We start from the raw sequence: 16,696 nt of genomic DNA, 5'->3' as shown, positions 1-16,696 counted from the left end.
ATTCGTTAAATTTTAAAATTATTTTTACAAAGAGGAAAGACAATGAAAAAAGATATCAAAAAAGTGGTTTTAGCATATTCTGGTGGACTTGATACAAGTATAATTTTAAAATGGTTACAAGATGAGTATAAATGTGAAGTGGTAACTTTCACAGCAGATATTGGACAAGGTGAAGAGCTTGAGCCTGCTAGAAAAAAAGCACTTTCTTTGGGTGTAAAAGAAGAAAATATTTTTATTCAAGATTTAAAAGATGAATTTGTAAAAGATTATGTATTTCCTATGTTTAGAGCAAATGCTATTTATGAGGGAGAATATTTACTAGGTACAAGTATAGCAAGACCTTTGATAGCAAAAGCTTTAGTAGAAATAGCAAATAAAACAAAAGCAGATGCTATTAGTCATGGAGCAACTGGTAAAGGAAATGATCAAGTGCGTTTTGAATTAGGTGCTTTGGCGCTAAATCCAAATTTAGCCATCATTGCTCCTTGGAGAGAATGGGATTTAAATAGCCGTGAAAAACTCTTAGCTTATGCGCAAAAACATGGTATTGATATAGCTAAAAAACCAGGTAAATCACCTTATTCTATGGATGCAAATTTATTGCATATTTCTTATGAGGGTTTGGTGCTTGAAGATCCTGCGGCTAAACCCGAAGCAGATATGTGGCGCTGGGTGAAAGATTTAAAAGAAACTCCAAATGAAAGTGAAGTGATAGAGCTTGAGTTTAGTAAAGGCGATTTATGTGCTATTAATGGAGAAAAAATGTCTCCTGCGCAGCTTTTAGCAAAGCTAAATGAACTTGGCGCAAAACATGGTATAGGTCGTCTTGATATTGTTGAAAATCGCTATGTGGGTATGAAAAGTAGAGGTTGTTATGAAACTCCGGGTGGAAGTATACTTTTAAAAGCACACCGTGCTATAGAAAGTATCACTCTTGATAGAGAAGCAGCACATTTAAAAGATGAATTAATGCCAAAATATGCAAGTTTAATTTACAATGGCTATTGGTTCTCGCCTGAAAGATTAATGCTTCAAGCCTTAATTGATGAGTCACAAAAATATGTAAATGGTAAAGTTAAACTTGAATTGTACAAAGGCAATGTAATGGTAATAGGCAGAGAAAGTGCAAATGATAGTTTATTTAGTGAGGCTTATTGTACTTTTGAAGAAGATGCTGTGTATGATCAAAAAGATGCAGCAGGCTTTATAAGATTAAATGCTTTGAGATTTATCATCGCAGGTAAAAATGGAAGAAAATTTTAAAAAAGGAAAACAATGAAAGTATTATTGATTAAAGATGTAAAAAGCTTAGGAAAAGCAGGAGAAGTAAAAGAAGTAAAAGATGGATATGGACAAAATTTTTTAATTGCTAAAGGCTTTGCTAAAGCTGCTACGCATGAGGTTTTAAAACAATATGAAGCAGAGCAAAAGAAAAAGGCTGAAAATTTAAGATTTGAGCTTGCAAATTTGGAAAAATTGAAAGAAGAATTATCTAAAATTACTATTTGCATAGCTAAGCCTGTGGGAGCTAATGGAAGTTTGTTTGGCGGGGTTACTAAAGATGAAATCGCTCATGCACTAAAGGATCAAAAAGGTATAGAGCTTGATAAAAAAAGCTTAGAATGTGATACTATAAAAGAACTTGGCGTGCATGAAATTTCAGCAAAATTAGGCCATGCAATTCATGCTGTATTTAAGCTAGAAGTTAAAGGAGAATAATGTTTCACGCAACTACAATTTTAGCTTATAAAGGCAAAAATAAGTCTGTAATTGGTGGAGATGGACAAGTAAGTTTTGGAAATACTGTTTTAAAAAATAATGCAGTTAAAATTAGAAAATTAAACAATGGAAAAGTATTAGCAGGTTTTGCAGGAAGCACTGCTGATGCTTTTAATCTTTTTGATATATTTGAGAAATTACTTTCTAGTTCTAAGGGTGATTTGTTAAAAGCTGCGATAGATTTTTCAAAAGAATGGCGTAAGGATAAATACCTAAGAAAACTTGAAGCAATGATGCTAGTATTAGATAGAGATCATATATTTTTACTTTCAGGAACTGGAGATGTAGTTGAGCCTGAAGATGGTGCTATAGCTGCTATTGGTAGTGGGGGTAATTATGCACTTTCTGCAGCAAGAGCTTTAGCTAAACACTCAAGTTTAGATGAAGAAGAATTAGTCAAAGAAAGTTTGCAAATAGCTGGTGAAATTTGCATTTATACTAATACAAATATTAAAACTTATGTAATTGAGGATGATAAATGAATTTAACTCCAAAAGAGATTGTAAAATTTTTAGATGATTATGTAATTGGGCAAAAAAATGCCAAAAAAATCATAGCAATTGCTTTAAGAAATCGTTATAGAAGAATGCAGCTTAGCCCTGAACTTCAAGATGATATCATGCCAAAAAATATTTTAATGATAGGATCAACTGGGGTTGGTAAAACAGAGATTGCAAGACGCCTTGCTAAGATGATGGGACTTCCTTTTGTAAAAGTTGAAGCAAGTAAATATACTGAAGTTGGTTTTGTTGGGCGTGATGTAGAAAGCATGGTTAGAGATTTAGCTAATGCTGCTTTAAATTTAGTAAAAAATGAAGAAAAAGAAAAAAACAAAGAAAAGATTAATGAATTTATAGAAAATAAGATTTTAGAAAAACTTTTACCGCCTTTACCAAAGGGTGTTAGTGAAGAAAAACAAGAAGAGTATCAAAATTCTTTAGAAAAAATGCGCGTGAAATTAAAAGCTGGTGATTTAGATGATAGCACAATAGAAGTTGAAATTTCACAAAGTGTATTTGATACTAATCCAAATTTACCACCTGAAATGGGTGCTATGCAAGATATAGTAAAAGTTATTGGTGTGGGTAATAAAAAAGTTAAAAAAGAAATGAAGGTAAAAGATGCAAGAATAGCTCTAGCTCAAGAAGCAAGTGAGAAAATTCTTGATATGGAAAGTATTAAAGGCGAGGCTTTAAGAAGAGCTGAAAATGAAGGTATTATTTTTATCGATGAGATAGATAAAGTAGCAGTTTCAAGCTCCAATTCAAACCGCCAAGATCCAAGCAAAGAAGGAGTGCAAAGAGATTTGCTTCCTATAGTTGAAGGTAGCACTATACAAACTAAATTTGGTCCTTTAAAAACTGATCATATTTTATTTATTGCAGCAGGTGCTTTTCATCTAAGCAAACCAAGTGATTTAATCCCTGAACTTCAAGGGCGTTTTCCATTAAGAGTTGAGCTTGATTCATTAGATGAGGATGCTTTATATGCTATTTTAACAAGACCTAAAAATTCATTACTAACACAATACATTGAGCTTTTAAAAACTGAAAATGTAGAACTTGTTTTTGAAGATGAGGCTATTAGAGAAATAGCAAAAATAGCAAGCAAGGCTAATGAAGAAATGCAAGATATTGGCGCAAGACGCTTGCATACAGTAGTGGAAAAACTTTTAGAAGATATTAGTTTTGAAGCAGATGAATACGCAGGTAAAGTATATAAAGTAGATGATTTTAAAGTACAAGTTAAACTTGGAGATATCATAGAAAATAAAGATTTAGCTAGGTATATCTTGTGAAAAGTGGCTTTATAAGCATAGTGGGTAGAACTAATGCGGGAAAAAGTTCTATCCTTAATTCTTTATTAGAAGAAAAAGTGGCTATGGTTTCTCATAAGCAAAATGCCACAAGAAGAAAGATTAATGCGATTATAATGCATGAAAATCATCAACTTATTTTTATAGATACACCAGGTTTGCATGCAAGCTCTAAGGCTATGAATCAGCTTATGATTGATTTAGCGATTAAAAGCATTGCTGATTGTGATGTGATTTTATTTGTAGCTAGTATTTATGATGATATTAAAGATTATGAAAATTTTTTAAGTTTAAACCCTAAAGTACCGCATATTGTATTAATCAATAAGGTTGATTTAGTAAAAAAAGAAGTTTTGCTTAAAAAATTAAGCGAGTATTCTCAGTTTAGCTCACATTTTAGTGCTATTATCCCCTATTCTGCAAAGCAAAAATTTTATAAAAAAATTCTTTTAGATGAGATGATTAAGTATTTGCCTGAACATCCGTATTATTTTGATCCTGAGTTTATTACTACAACAAATGAAAAGGACATTTATAGAGATTTTATCTTAGAAGCTATATATGAAAATTTAAGTGATGAAATTCCTTATAGCACTGAAGTAAAAATAGAAAAAATTAAAGAACTAGAGCAAATTTATTATATCAATGCCATTATCATTACAGATAGTAATTCTCACAAAGGAATGATACTGGGTAAAGATGGTACTACAATTAAGCGTATAGGTAAAGAAGCTAGGGTTAAAATAGAAAAATTAGCACAAAAAAAGGTAATGCTAAAATTATTCGTTCAACTTGAGAAAAATTGGCACAAAAACGAGCAAAACCTTAAGAAAATCCTTTATGATGAGTAAGAAAACTATTCTAAAAGATTTTCTTGCTTATGAAAAGCTTTTATATATTAATTTTGTAAATCCTATTAGTGAAGATGAAATTTTAAAAAAGAGCTTTGAAGAGCTTGGTCTTAAAGATGATTTTTCTTATAAGCTAAAGTATTTTCAAGATAAATCTTTTACTCATGTGTTTTTGTGCAAGTATGAAGATATTCTAGATATTGATTATATAATCCCAGAACCCTTACTTTTTGAAGTGTATTTTAAAAATAATACAAATGGTGAAAATCTTGTATTATTGTTTAAGGAAAAATACATAGTTTTAGTGGAGTATTTGGGGTGTGATTTTCAAAATTGTAAAGTTATACCTTTAAATGTTTATGATAAAATATATGAAGAAAAATTAAAAAATACCTATAAGCACATTATAAGCATAGATGATACTCAAAATCTTAGCAGTTTTGATAAATTTAATAGTAATATTTTTTATCAAAAATTGTTAAAAAAATGCGATCAAGTCAAGATTAATTTTACCAACAAAGAAAAAATAAATCATTTGAAATCTTTTAGTTTTAAGATTTTATTGGCTTTTATTTATGGAGTTTTATTAGCTTTAGTTTATCCCTTGTATTTATATACACAAAGATCATTTTATGAAAATGAGAAAACAAAATATGAAAATTTAATAAAAAAGCAAGATGATATTTTAGAACAGGTAAAAATAAATCAAAAGCAAAATCAAGAGTTTAAAAAACTACAAGAAGAAAATGAGTTAAAGGTTGATTTGTTACAAAAATTTTATGCGAATGCACTTTGTTATAAAGATTTTTATGATTTTTTAAGAGTTTTAAATTCTCATCAAGCCTATATAGAGGCTTTACATGTTAAAAATAATGATTTTATTATAGAGCTTAAAAATGACTATGAATTTTATGAAGATTTTAAAAAACATCATTTTGTTTTAAAAAATAAAGAAATTAATCATGGAAAAATCACTCTTGTTTTTGAAAAATCTTTATAAAAATTTAGAAAATATCTTTGCTAAGTTATCTGAGCGTGAATTTGCATTAGCTTTGATGGTTGCTTTTGTTTTTGGTTTTTTCATGATTTATATGAGTGTTTTTGATTATTTTGAAAAGCAAATGAGGTTGTCAAAAGATGAGCTATATATTTTACAAGTAAAATACGAGCAAAAACAAGAAATGATTTCTGATTTAAAAAAAGATGAAAATATATCTTATAATGAGCCGTCATTCTTGAGTTTAGATAAAGATTATCAAAGCATTTTAAAAGATATTGAAAAAAATCTTACTAAAGCAAGGTCTTTGCAAATTCAAAGTTATAAAAGTCAAGATGAATATTTTGCTTATTATGAATTAAAATTGAGTTTTATTAGTGATTTTTATTTTTTAATGCAATTTTTACAAGAACTAGATCCTTATATAAAAGTTAAAAATTTAGAGCTTGCAAAATATGAAAATGAATTAAAAATTACATTAAATCTTATCTTTACTCTAGTATAAAAATGATTTTTTTGGTAGAATTTATCTAAACATGGCAAGCGATCGCTTCTTTTGAAGAGGAAAGTCCGAGCTGCAATAAGACAAGGATTCCATCTAATGGATGGCTAGGGCAACCTAAGGGAAAGTGCAACAGAAAGAAAACTACCATATTTTATATGGAAAAGGTGAAACGGTAGAGTAAGAGCCTACCAGTAGCTTTGGTAACAAAGCTAGCTATGTAAACCCAATCTGCAGCAAGAAGGGGTGGTTTTAGTCTTATAATATAACCCTTCGCTTGAACTTGTTTGCAAAAACAAGTCTAGATAAATGATCGCTCTTGACAGAACTCGGCTTATCGCCATGTTTTACTTCATATAAGCAGAAGCTTTTTTGAGTTTTTGCAAGTTAATAGCTATTTTATCTTGTTTTTTTTTCATAAAAGCTATTGCTTCATTAGTAAGTGCTAAAGCCTCATTAGGACAATCTTTAAAATCAGGTTTTTCGATGAGTTTAATTATTTTTTCAATATCTTCAGTATATACAGCTAGTTTAAACTCATCTATCCATTTTTTTTCACTCATTTTTGATGTACTTCCCTCCAAGCTTCTAATAAGCCTTTTACTACATTTATTACTTCATCTACTCTAGCTTCATTGTTTTCTATATTTGCTAAAGAAAGAAGTTGTAATTCTCTAGTGTATAAACCACTTAGATAATGTGCCACATCTCCACCTTTTTCATAGTCAAGACAATTAATAAGCTCAACAAAAATAGCACTAGCTCTTTTTACATAATACACTCTTTCTTCTATATTTTCATTTTGTATGGCTATTTTTATTCTACTAGCAAAGCGTAGAATCCCTCCGTATAACATCTCTATAAGTTTTTCTTGAGATTCTACGCCTGCTTGACTTTGTGAATATGCATTATAAACTGCACTATTTACCATTTAAATCCTTTCTTATTTTAAGAATTTTGATTATTTGCTGCATTAATCATATTAGCAATAACGCTTGCTTGATTATTTAATTTAGAAATAATACTATCATATGCTGCCCATGTTGACCACATTGTGTCATATTTTGCATCAATGGAGTTTTTTGTATTTTCTATGGTTTCATTTAAATTCTTTGATTCTTTTGTTAAGGAAGCTTTATACCCACCAAAAGAACCTTCCGAACTCATCATTTCCCTCATAGTGTTTTTTAATATCCCAAAAGTTCCAGTTTCTTCTTTCCAATTTGAATACATAGTTTTAGGACTTAAGCCAAATTGTTTTAAAAAGTCTTCTTTACCTTGAATTTCTAAATCACTTCCTGAAGTTCCTTTGATTTTAAATTGAATTTTTTGATCAGGACTTCCTTGGTTGATAATTTCAAAACTAGCTTCTAAGCCTTCTAGGCCAAAGCTATTAATATGATCAACTAAATTCTGAGCCATTTCTTCATCTGTACTTCCTTTTAGTATAAAAGGATCGCCATTTTTTGTTTTGGTTAAATCTATGGTTTCTTCATTGTAAATAATTTTAAATTCTGAATCAGTAAAATCAATGCCATCTGGATTGTCTTTTGCAAACCCTCCAACTTTTTCTCCACTTAAGTTTATATCTTCAAAACCATTACTTCCTACGAAAAACCTTTCAGCCATTTCCGGATCTTCATTAAATTTGGTGTTAAATTTAGAAGAATCAAAAGTCATGGTTCCATTAGATATAGTAAGTCCATAATCAGCCAAAGATAAACTAACTTTAGATGATATTTTTGTCCCTTCTGAAGTTTCACTATCTCCAACTGTAATTGTTCCATCAACTGTGATAGTTTGAAGTAAAATATTATTAATTTGAGATTTTATATTTGAGATTGCATTAACACCTACAAAATTTCCTTTTGTTCCTGCATCAGGATCATATTTTGTAGCTGCTGTAAGATTTAGCATTAAATCATTATAAGCAGTTGCCAAACTTTCTAAAGATTCAGCTATGGCAGCTGTATCTTGAGTCACATTAAAGCTTATTTCACCTTTTTGTTTAAGCTCTAAGGTGGTATCTGGACTTATATCTGTGATAATGTTGGTTGGTCTAGTCATTTGAACACCATCTACACTAAAGATAGCATCCATACCTTTTTGGATATGGTTTTCATTATCTTTGGAAACATTATATCCTTGTGGGGTGCTAGTATCTAAAGTGATTCCAAATTTTTCACTTAATAATTTTGTAGCTTTCTCATCTCTAGTATAATTTGCTTTATCAATATTACCATCTTCATCTACAGCATAACCTCCATCAAAAATACCAAGTTCAGCCCCATTGGTTGTTTTGAAAGTTGCTCTTGTATTTGTTAGTTCTAAATTAACCTTACCATTAGTTTTTTTACTAATTTGTTCAGCTAAGCTATCATAAGTAGTACTTTCATCGATATCTATAGTATATCTATCATAAGTATCACCATTTTTAACTACAAAAGTTAAAGAGGTTTTGCCATCTCCTGAATTTAATAATTTATCGCTTCCATTTGGTTTAGAAGAAAGCGTTCCGCTAATTTGAGTTTTATCATTATTTCCATTTTCTCTAAAACCAAATAAACCACCAGCGCTAATACTATTTTTATCAAGTTCCCATCCCATACCTTTTAAGAGATCTTCATCTCCTGAAAAAGAGATATTGTTTTGCGTTCCAGTATCTTTACTTTGTACTACCAAGCGATACGGGTTTTCTTTATCTCCAGTATTGACTATTTTAGCTTCTACTTTGCCGCCTGTAGCAGAGTTGATTTTTTCAGCAAGTTGAGCTACGGTAGTGCTTTGATCAATTTCTATTTTATATTCTTTTCCATCTTGTGTGATTGTGAAAGATTTTGTGCCTTGTAGACCTAAATTTTGTAGTACCGATGAAGTTTTATCTTTAAAACCATTACTTTGATATACATCTTTTTGAGCAAGTTGATCCACAATAACTTTCATGTTTGTAAGACTGGATAAAGATCCTACGGTTAAACTAGCAGCAGCACTATCTCCACTTACACTAGGAGATACTTTTTTTTGATTAAACTGTGAAGCATCTCCTAAACTATTTACAGCTGTTTGAAATGCAAGTAGTTTAGCTTCAAGCTCTGCTAAATCTTTCTGTCTTGAACTGTTGGTTTCAAGTTGCGAATTATAAAATTTCAAATTTGCATGCATTTCTGCTTCTTTAAGTTTATTAAGCGTATCGCTTGTTAAAACTCCTGAACCTATCCCTAAACTTCCTAAACTACCTACCGCCATGATTAACTCTCCTTATCAAAAATAGTACCAATAACACCTTTAAAATGTTCTATTAATTTCATTGCTTCTTCACTAGGAATTTTACGTATAAGTTTTCCTGTATCTTTTTCGGTTACATTTATATACATTTCATTAATTTTATCATTAAATGCAAAACGCACATTTGTTCCTAGTGTTTCCATTTGACTATTAAGCTTTTCTGTCGCGTTTTTTAGTTTTTCATTTAAATTCTCATCTTGATCGTTTAAATTAACTTGTTGTTTATTCTCTTGAGGTGCTTTTTCAACGCTTTTTGTACTAAAATGAGCTACATTTGCATCTCTTTGAATATTGTTACTAATGTCCATTTTAAACTCCTTTTTAAAAGACTTTAAAATACTCTATCGACATAATTTTAAAAAACTTAATATTTAGATTAAAAATCTATATTTTCTTACAAGCAAAAAGTGTTCTCAAAAAGTTTAAAATTAAAAAATTTCAAACTTTTTGAATAATTTTTCATCATTTGGAAGTAAATTTCTTGCAATAAGTCTCTCTATAACTTCTTTAGAACAATTTGTCATTAAAGGCCATTCTTTATAATAATCTTCTAATAATCCTTTATTTGTCGCATCAATCGCAACACAATCATTTTTGATAAATATATCTCTTTTTGCATCAATATTATTTACCACGCGCCAAACTAGCATATAAGGATTTTCCAAAATAGCATCTGTGTCTAAGAAAACTAAAATTCTAAAATGCTTTTTATAAGTTTGTAGTTTTTCAAAAATTTGAGCAATTTTTTCTTTTTTATTAATCAAAATCACACAAATTGGAGTAAAGGTTTGGGTGTAAAATTGCTTTAATTTTAAAATACTTTGATCTTTTTCTTTAAAAAGTGAAAGTAAAGCTTTATCGCTTAAAATTTCAAGTTCAACTTTTTTCTCATCACCACACGCATCAAGTCCTGCTTTACCACCATAGCAATAAGTGCTTGAAGCATGATCAAGCTGATCGCAAATTCCTTCACTAATAAGCAATTTTTCTTCATCAAAACGATTAAGTATATAAGGTATGAGTTTGTCATAATCTTGCAAGCAAGGTGCATTTTCATCAACAAAAATAGCATGTTTTACAAAACTCATTTGTCCTACACCCCAAAAAGTATGCATGACTTGTTTTGCATGAGCTGGATATTTTGCTTCTATTTTGGCTAAGATTAAATTATGAAAAACTCCATTTTCAGGCATGTTATAATCTATCAAATCAGGAGCATTTGTTTGAAGTAAAGGTAAGAAAACTCTTTCTGTGCCAAGCCCCATGTATTTATCTTCTAAAGGTGGTTTTCCTACAACCGTAGCTTGATAAATCGCATTTTTTTTAGCAAAGATTTTTTCTACTTTTAAGACAGGACAAAGTTCAACAGGAGTATAAAAGCCTGTATGATCTCCAAAAGGCCCCTCGGGTGCAAATTCATTTGGATCTACAAAACCTTCAATCACAAAATCACTATCATAAGGCACATAAAGATGATTACTTTTGCATTTTGCCAAAATGGCAGGTTTTTTCTTGATAAAACCATAAAGTAAAAGTTCGAAAATTCCTTTTGGTAAAGGCGCTTGAGCACACCAAATATATAAAGGATCTCCACCTATGGCTATACTTACTGGCATTTTTTGATTTGCTTTTTTATACTCATGGAAAAAATGACTTGCATCTTTATGAATTTGCCAATGCATAAGTAAGGTTTTTTCATTAACTACTTGCAAACGATACATTCCAAGATTATTTTGTTTTCCATCTATGCTTTGAGTATAAACTTGCCCCATGGTAATAAAAGGCGCAGCGTCTTTTTCCCAAGTTTTTAAAATAGGCATATCATATAATGAATTTAAGCTTTTATAGTTGAATTCTCCATCTTTTTTAATGCGTTTTGGTGGGATATTTTTTAAATCAAGCAAGGTCTTGAAAAAATTTAATTTTGCACCAAAGCTTTGTGGTATATGCATTTTAAGCAAAGAACTAATTTCTTTAGCCACATCTTCATGGTCTTTTTCAAATGCTAAATTTAAAGCTTTTTCATTACAAAAAGTATTTAAAAGGACAGGATAATCGTATTTTTTACCATTTTTTACCGCATTAGTAAAAAGTAAGGCTTTAGAATCTTCTTTTTTAACTTCTATATAAGCTAAATGTGCCATTTCAAGATCAACATCAACAGGCTCATGAATGGTTTTTAATAAATTATTTTTTTCTAAAAGCTCTATGAATTTTTGCATTTATATCATACTCTCTGCTTCTTTTAAAATTTCTTTTGCACCTTTTGCTATCATTTCTTTAGCTAAAAGCTCGCCCGCTTTTGCGTAATCTTGCTTATCAATTACTCTTTTTTCTTTGAGAATTTTACTTGCATCAGGTAAGCCTACTATGGCGTGAATTTCTATTTTTTCATCAATGATTTTTGCATTAATTCCTATAGGTACTTGGCAACCACCTTCTAGAGTTTTTATAAAATCTCTTTCTATATGGGTTTCTATAAAGGCATTTTCATCATTTAAGCATTCAAGGTATTTTAAAATTTGTTTATCATCAATGCTTTCTATACCTAAAGCTCCTTGGGAAGCTGCGGGTATCATCTCATCAAGTTCAAAAGCCCTAATGTATTTTATTTCTTTATCTAAACCTAAGCGTTTAATGCCAGCTAGAGCTAAAATAATAGCATCAAATTCCTTGGCTTTAAGTTTTTCTAAGCGTGAGTTGATATTACCTCTTAGAGAAATGATGTTTAAATCAGGCCTTAACGCTAAAAGTTGCATTCTTCTTCTAAGACTTGTTGTACCTACTTTTGCACCTTTTGGGAGAGCATTTAAGCTCTCATAATACTCACTTAAAAAAGCATCATTTACCACTTCTCTTTTTGAAATAGCAGCTAAAACTAAACCTTTTGGGAAAAAACTAGGCACATCTTTTAAGCTATGCACAGCTAAATGTGAATCGCCTCTTAACATACTTTCTTCAAGTTCTTTTGTGAAAAGTCCTTTTCCACCTATTTTAGCCAAAGGCGAATCAAGTAAAACATCACCTTTTGTTTTAAAACCCTCTAAAGAAATTTCTAATTCAGAATGCGTTTGCGATAATTTATTTTTTATATACTCACTTTGCCATAATGCAAGTTGGCTTTTTCTTGTTGCGATGATTAATTGCATTTTTTATGCTCCTGTATGATTTCTACATCGATGATTTCTTCTTCATTATTTGTTTGATGATGGTATTTTCTTTTTTGTTTTGTAAAAAGTTTTAGCACCATCATAAAAAATAAAAGCAAAATTCCTAAAAATGTACTTAAAATTCCTGGTATTAAAAGTAAAATTCCTACTATAGTTAAGGAAAATAATTTAATCATACCAAATAAATTCGTGTTGGTATTTTGCATAGTGATGAGATTTGTCCAAGTCTTTGCTAAAAACATTGCCCCTAAAAACATACTTGCAAAAACTATCATAAAAAAATTTAAAAAACCAAAAAAGGTTATAAATAAAATACTAGCAATTAATTCTAAAATCAAAAATGCGCTTATATTTATTCTTGCTATCATAGAATTTTCTCTAAGTATGAAATTACTTCTTGGGTTTTTAAAACTTGTTTTTCTAAGGTATTTCTATGGATTAATTCTACTTCATCATTTTCTAAGCCTTTGCCTATAACTAAAGCATAAGGAAAGCCCATTAATTCAAAATCATTAATCTTTACACCAAAACGCTCATTTCTATCATCAAATAAAATTTCTTTATCTTTAAAATGAGTATAAATTTGCTCAGCAAATTCCATGGCTTTTGTATCTTTTATATTAGAAACGATGATATCTAAAACAAAAGGAGCTAAAGTTTTATTCCAAATACAACCTTTTTCATCATGGCTTGCTTCTATGGCAACTGCAACCAAACGGCTCACTCCCATACCATAACAACCCATAGTGAAAAATTGAGCTTTACCATTTTCATCTAAATAGCTTGCATTCATTGCTTTTGAGTATTTATTTCCAAGTTTAAAAATATGCCCTACTTCAATACCTTTGCTTTGCTTAAGCTTGTGTTGGCATTTTGGACAAAGATCATGCTCTTTAACTGCCGCAAGATCTTTAAAGCGTTCTTTATTTAAATTTACAACATTAATTCCAACTAAATGATAATCTTTTTTATTTGCTCCAATAATCATATTTGTTTCATTTTCAAGCTCATGATTAATATAAAAATCAACTCCATTTAATCCTATAAAGCCGATAAATCCTGGCACTAAACCTACTTTTTCTAATTCTTCTTCACTTACATCAACTAATTCTAGTGCATTTGCTGCATTTAGCGCTTTAACTTCTTGCAGTTCATCATCACCGCGTATAAAAAATACTACAATTTTTTCTTCATTTTCATAAATAGCTTTTTTAGCAATAGCTTTGATAGTATAGTAAGGGTTAATTTTAAAAAATTCCGCTAATTCTTCTATAGTTTTTACATTTGGAGTGTGAAATTGCGTGGCAAAATCAGCCTCTGGCCTTTCATCTTCACAACTTTTTTTAGCTCTTTTTGCTGCTTCAATATTTGCAGCATAATCACAATGCTCACATAATAATATATCATCCTCACCATTTTTAGCCAAAACCATAAATTCTTTTGAACCGCTTCCACCAATAGCCCCACTATCAGCTTCAACAGCTCTAAATTCAAGCCCTAATCTTGTAAGAATTTTACTATAAGTTTCATGCATAAGATTAAATTCTTTGTCTAAATCAGCTTCATTAGCATGAAAACTATAACCATCTTTCATTAAAAATTCTCTACATCTTAAAAGTCCAAATCTAGGTCTAGCCTCATCTCTAAATTTAAGTCCTATTTGATATAAATGCAATGGAAGTTGCTTGTAAGAGTTTATTTTATTTCTTACTAAAGCCACCATAGCTTCTTCATGAGTTGGCCCTAAGACAAAATCATTTTCTTTTCTATCTTTAAAGCGTAAAAGCTCTTTACCAAAAACATTAAATCTCCCGCTTTCTTTCCAAAGTTCTGCTGGAGTATTAAAACTTAAATTTACTTCTAAAGCCCCTGCTTTATCCATTTCTTCTTTGATGATATTTTTAATCTTATCTAAAACTCTTTTTCCTAAAGGTAAAAAATTATACAGACCACTTCCAATTTGTTCTACAAAGGCACCTTTAACTAAAAATATATGACTTGGTAAAGTAGCGTCTTTTGGATTTTCTTTTGTACTTATGGCATAAAATTTACTAAATTTCATGATTATTCTCCAAATTAAATTCACATTTATAAAGGTTTAAACCTTCCATGTTTTCATTTTTTAAATCAAACACATAACGCATAGCATTAACGACTGAATCATTTTGCATAGTTCCGCTTAGTTTTTTTAAATTTACACTAGGATGATGTAAAAATGCATTCATTACTTGTCTTATAAGCTTTCTTGCTTCTTCATGGTTTGAGTGTTTTAAATATCCTTTATCTATAGCCTTTTGTAGTTGTTCTTTAGCGATTTCATCAGCTTGCAAGCGTAGTTGTTTCACTAAAGGTAAGGTTGCTAGTTTGCTTAGATGCTGGAAAAACTCATTTGTCATAGTGCCTACTATAGAATAAGCAACTTGTGCTTGGTGTTCTCTTAGAGTTAAATTTTTTCTTACGACTTCTTCTAAATCATCAACAGCGTAGACTATATTTTTTTCATTTGCTTTTATATCAATATCCCTAGGTACTGCTATATCAAAAAAATATCTTTTATAATCTTTTTCTTCTAATAAATCATTAGTTATAATAGCATGTGGAGCATTTGTGGCACTAAAAAATATCTCATATTGATTTAATGCTTCTTTTAAATTTGCAATACTTTCACAACTTGCATTTTCACCTAAATCCTCACAAAGCTTTTGGGCATTTTGTATGTCTCTATTTAATATCAATACTTTAGCCTTAGCATTTAATAAATGCTTACAGGCTAGCTCGCTCATTTCCCCTGCACCTACTACAACTGCAGTTTTATTTTCTAAATTTACAAGTTCTTTAGCTTTTGCTACTGCTACTGAAGCAACTGAGATAGGATTTTTAGAAATTTCAGTTTGATTTCTAACATTTGCCGCACATTTAAAAGCATAATGTACCGCTCTAGTTAAATGCACACCACATCTTTGTTCTTGCAGGGCAAATTTATAAGCATCTTTTAATTGTCCAGCAATTTGTGTTTCACCAATAACTAAACTATCAAGCGAACTTGCTACAGAAAATAAATGATGAATAGCTCCGCTATCTTCGTAAAAATCAGCCTTAATGCTTAAATTTTCCCTATCAACCCCACAAAGTAAACTAAGTGTTTTTAAAATATACTCATTAATGCTTTCAACATCTCCAATAAAAAGAAAAATTTCAACCCTATTACAAGTACTAAGTACTAAGCTTTCTAAAATTTTATTATTAGCATGGATTAGCTTTAGTAATTCTCTTTTTTTATCTTCATTAGAAAAGGAAAGTTTTTCTCTAGTAGCAATATCTGTATTTTTGTGTGTAAAACTGATGCAATAATAATGCATTAAAATTCCCTTTCTATCATACTTTTAATAATATCTTCTAAATCTTTTATATTATATTTTTCTATGGTTTTTAAAGCATTATTTGCATAAGTGTTTAATTCTTGGCCAACTTGATTAAAAATTCCATATTCTTGCATTTTATTTTTAATCCAAGCAATCTCATCTATACTTAAATCTTTCTTGTAATAAGACTTAAGCATTTCTTGATCTTGTGGATTTAATTTTTCATATAAATACATATAAGCAAGAGTAGTTTTACCTTCTTTAAAATCATTCATAGCGGGTTTGCCTAAGGTTTGTTCATCACCTTTGATATCTAAAATATCATCTACAATTTGAAAAGCTAAACCTAAATTTTTACCATATTCTGCAAAATCATCTTCATTTAAATCAGCAAGTATAGCCCCACACCTTGCACTAGCTTCGATTAAAACGGCTGTTTTATTGTATATCATTTGTAAATAAGCGTTTTTATCACTATTGAAAGTTTCACTTAAATTTACATCCATTAATTCACCAACAGAAAGCATAACAACAGCATTAGAAATGATTTTTGCTAATTTTAAATCAATCAAAGAAAGTTCATAAAAGGCTTTTGAGTATAAAATATCTCCAAGCATGATAGCATTTTTAGCTCCAAATTGTGCATTGATAGACTTTACACCTCTTCTTAATTTTGCCTCATCAATCACATCATCGTGCAATAAACTTGCAGCATGAATTAACTCTATAATGGCACAGATTTTATAGCTAATATCGCTTTCCCCAGCTATTTTTAAAAGTAGTTTTGAGCGTAATTTTTTACCACCTTGAAGTTTTGAACTCATGGTTAAAATAGGCTTATAATTTAATTCAGATAAAAATTCATGCATATATTGATCGATCTTTTGCACTATGCTTTCCTTAGTTTTCTTATAATTGTATTTTATTAAATTTT

17 protein-coding genes and 1 other RNA gene are annotated in these 16,696 nt (G+C 29.9%); 8 read left to right on the top strand and 10 right to left on the bottom strand.

Annotated features, from left to right (window positions below):
- Window positions 1-42 precede the first annotated feature (42 nt).
- From L8X40_RS05185 to rnpB, 8 genes are all read left to right on the top strand, one after another.
- Window positions 43-1,263, top strand: coding sequence for an argininosuccinate synthase (locus tag L8X40_RS05185; protein WP_039628318.1), 1,221 nt, complete (start codon window positions 43-45; stop codon window positions 1,261-1,263).
- A 12-nt stretch (window positions 1,264-1,275) separates the two neighbouring features.
- A complete protein-coding gene (rplI, locus tag L8X40_RS05180; protein WP_039618280.1) occupies window positions 1,276-1,719 on the top strand; it encodes a 50S ribosomal protein L9 in 444 nt (147 codons plus the stop codon).
- A complete protein-coding gene (gene hslV, locus L8X40_RS05175; protein WP_263667476.1) occupies window positions 1,719-2,261 on the top strand; it encodes an ATP-dependent protease subunit HslV in 543 nt (180 codons plus the stop codon). Before rplI ends, hslV begins: the two co-directional genes overlap by 1 nt.
- Window positions 2,258-3,577, top strand: a complete 1,320-nt coding sequence (gene hslU / locus L8X40_RS05170) for an ATP-dependent protease ATPase subunit HslU (protein WP_039641445.1) — start codon at window positions 2,258-2,260, stop codon at window positions 3,575-3,577. The genes hslV and hslU overlap by 4 nt, the downstream gene beginning before the upstream one ends.
- The gene (gene era / locus L8X40_RS05165; protein WP_214127150.1) at window positions 3,574-4,446 is read left to right on the top strand and encodes a GTPase Era; all 873 of its coding nucleotides are present in this window, start codon (window positions 3,574-3,576) and stop codon (window positions 4,444-4,446) included. Before hslU ends, era begins: the two co-directional genes overlap by 4 nt.
- Window positions 4,436-5,446, top strand: a complete 1,011-nt coding sequence (locus L8X40_RS05160) for a hypothetical protein (protein WP_263667475.1) — start codon at window positions 4,436-4,438, stop codon at window positions 5,444-5,446. The genes era and L8X40_RS05160 overlap by 11 nt, the downstream gene beginning before the upstream one ends.
- Entirely contained in the window at window positions 5,409-5,948 is a 540-nt protein-coding gene (locus L8X40_RS05155; RefSeq protein ID WP_214100784.1) for a hypothetical protein, read from the top strand. The genes L8X40_RS05160 and L8X40_RS05155 overlap by 38 nt, the downstream gene beginning before the upstream one ends.
- 26 nt (window positions 5,949-5,974) lie before the next feature.
- An RNA gene (gene rnpB, locus L8X40_RS05150) (RNase P RNA component class A) lies at window positions 5,975-6,298 on the top strand.
- On the opposite strand, the gene L8X40_RS05145 is transcribed toward rnpB, so the two are convergent.
- The 10 genes from L8X40_RS05145 to L8X40_RS05100 form a co-directional block, all read right to left on the bottom strand.
- Window positions 6,293-6,508, bottom strand: coding sequence for a hypothetical protein (locus L8X40_RS05145; protein ID WP_214100783.1), 216 nt, complete (start codon window positions 6,506-6,508; stop codon window positions 6,293-6,295). The genes rnpB and L8X40_RS05145 overlap by 6 nt on opposite strands.
- Window positions 6,505-6,876 carry a flagellar export chaperone FliS gene (fliS, locus tag L8X40_RS05140; RefSeq protein ID WP_039618295.1) on the bottom strand — a complete coding sequence of 124 codons (372 nt, stop codon included), beginning with the start codon at window positions 6,874-6,876 and terminating at the stop codon, window positions 6,505-6,507. Before fliS ends, L8X40_RS05145 begins: the two co-directional genes overlap by 4 nt.
- Window positions 6,877-6,893: 17 nt before the next feature.
- Window positions 6,894-9,191, bottom strand: coding sequence for a flagellar filament capping protein FliD (fliD, locus tag L8X40_RS05135; protein ID WP_263667474.1), 2,298 nt, complete (start codon window positions 9,189-9,191; stop codon window positions 6,894-6,896).
- A gap of 2 nt (window positions 9,192-9,193) precedes the next feature.
- Window positions 9,194-9,538 carry a FlaG family protein gene (locus tag L8X40_RS05130; RefSeq protein ID WP_214100781.1) on the bottom strand — a complete coding sequence of 115 codons (345 nt, stop codon included), beginning with the start codon at window positions 9,536-9,538 and terminating at the stop codon, window positions 9,194-9,196.
- A 120-nt stretch (window positions 9,539-9,658) separates the two neighbouring features.
- A complete protein-coding gene (locus tag L8X40_RS05125; protein WP_263667473.1) occupies window positions 9,659-11,452 on the bottom strand; it encodes a menaquinone biosynthesis decarboxylase in 1,794 nt (597 codons plus the stop codon).
- Window positions 11,453-12,379 carry a hydroxymethylbilane synthase gene (hemC, locus tag L8X40_RS05120; protein WP_087700589.1) on the bottom strand — a complete coding sequence of 309 codons (927 nt, stop codon included), beginning with the start codon at window positions 12,377-12,379 and terminating at the stop codon, window positions 11,453-11,455. It lies immediately after the preceding gene.
- Entirely contained in the window at window positions 12,370-12,768 is a 399-nt protein-coding gene (locus L8X40_RS05115; protein ID WP_087700588.1) for an FxsA family protein, read from the bottom strand. Before L8X40_RS05115 ends, hemC begins: the two co-directional genes overlap by 10 nt.
- Complete coding sequence (locus L8X40_RS05110; protein WP_214135986.1) at window positions 12,765-14,465, bottom strand: proline--tRNA ligase; 1,701 nt, start codon at window positions 14,463-14,465, stop codon at window positions 12,765-12,767. The genes L8X40_RS05115 and L8X40_RS05110 overlap by 4 nt, the downstream gene beginning before the upstream one ends.
- Window positions 14,452-15,759, bottom strand: coding sequence for a glutamyl-tRNA reductase (gene hemA, locus L8X40_RS05105; protein WP_263667472.1), 1,308 nt, complete (start codon window positions 15,757-15,759; stop codon window positions 14,452-14,454). The genes L8X40_RS05110 and hemA overlap by 14 nt, the downstream gene beginning before the upstream one ends.
- A complete protein-coding gene (locus L8X40_RS05100; protein WP_263667471.1) occupies window positions 15,759-16,652 on the bottom strand; it encodes a polyprenyl synthetase family protein in 894 nt (297 codons plus the stop codon). Before L8X40_RS05100 ends, hemA begins: the two co-directional genes overlap by 1 nt.
- Window positions 16,653-16,696 lie beyond the last annotated feature (44 nt).

Origin of the sequence: Campylobacter sp. CNRCH_2013_0855, from assembly GCF_025773025.1 — a bacterium.
In the GTDB taxonomy this organism is placed as follows: Bacteria; Campylobacterota; Campylobacteria; order Campylobacterales; family Campylobacteraceae; genus Campylobacter_D; species Campylobacter_D jejuni_C.
This window is presented reverse-complemented; position numbering and strand designations above follow the sequence as displayed.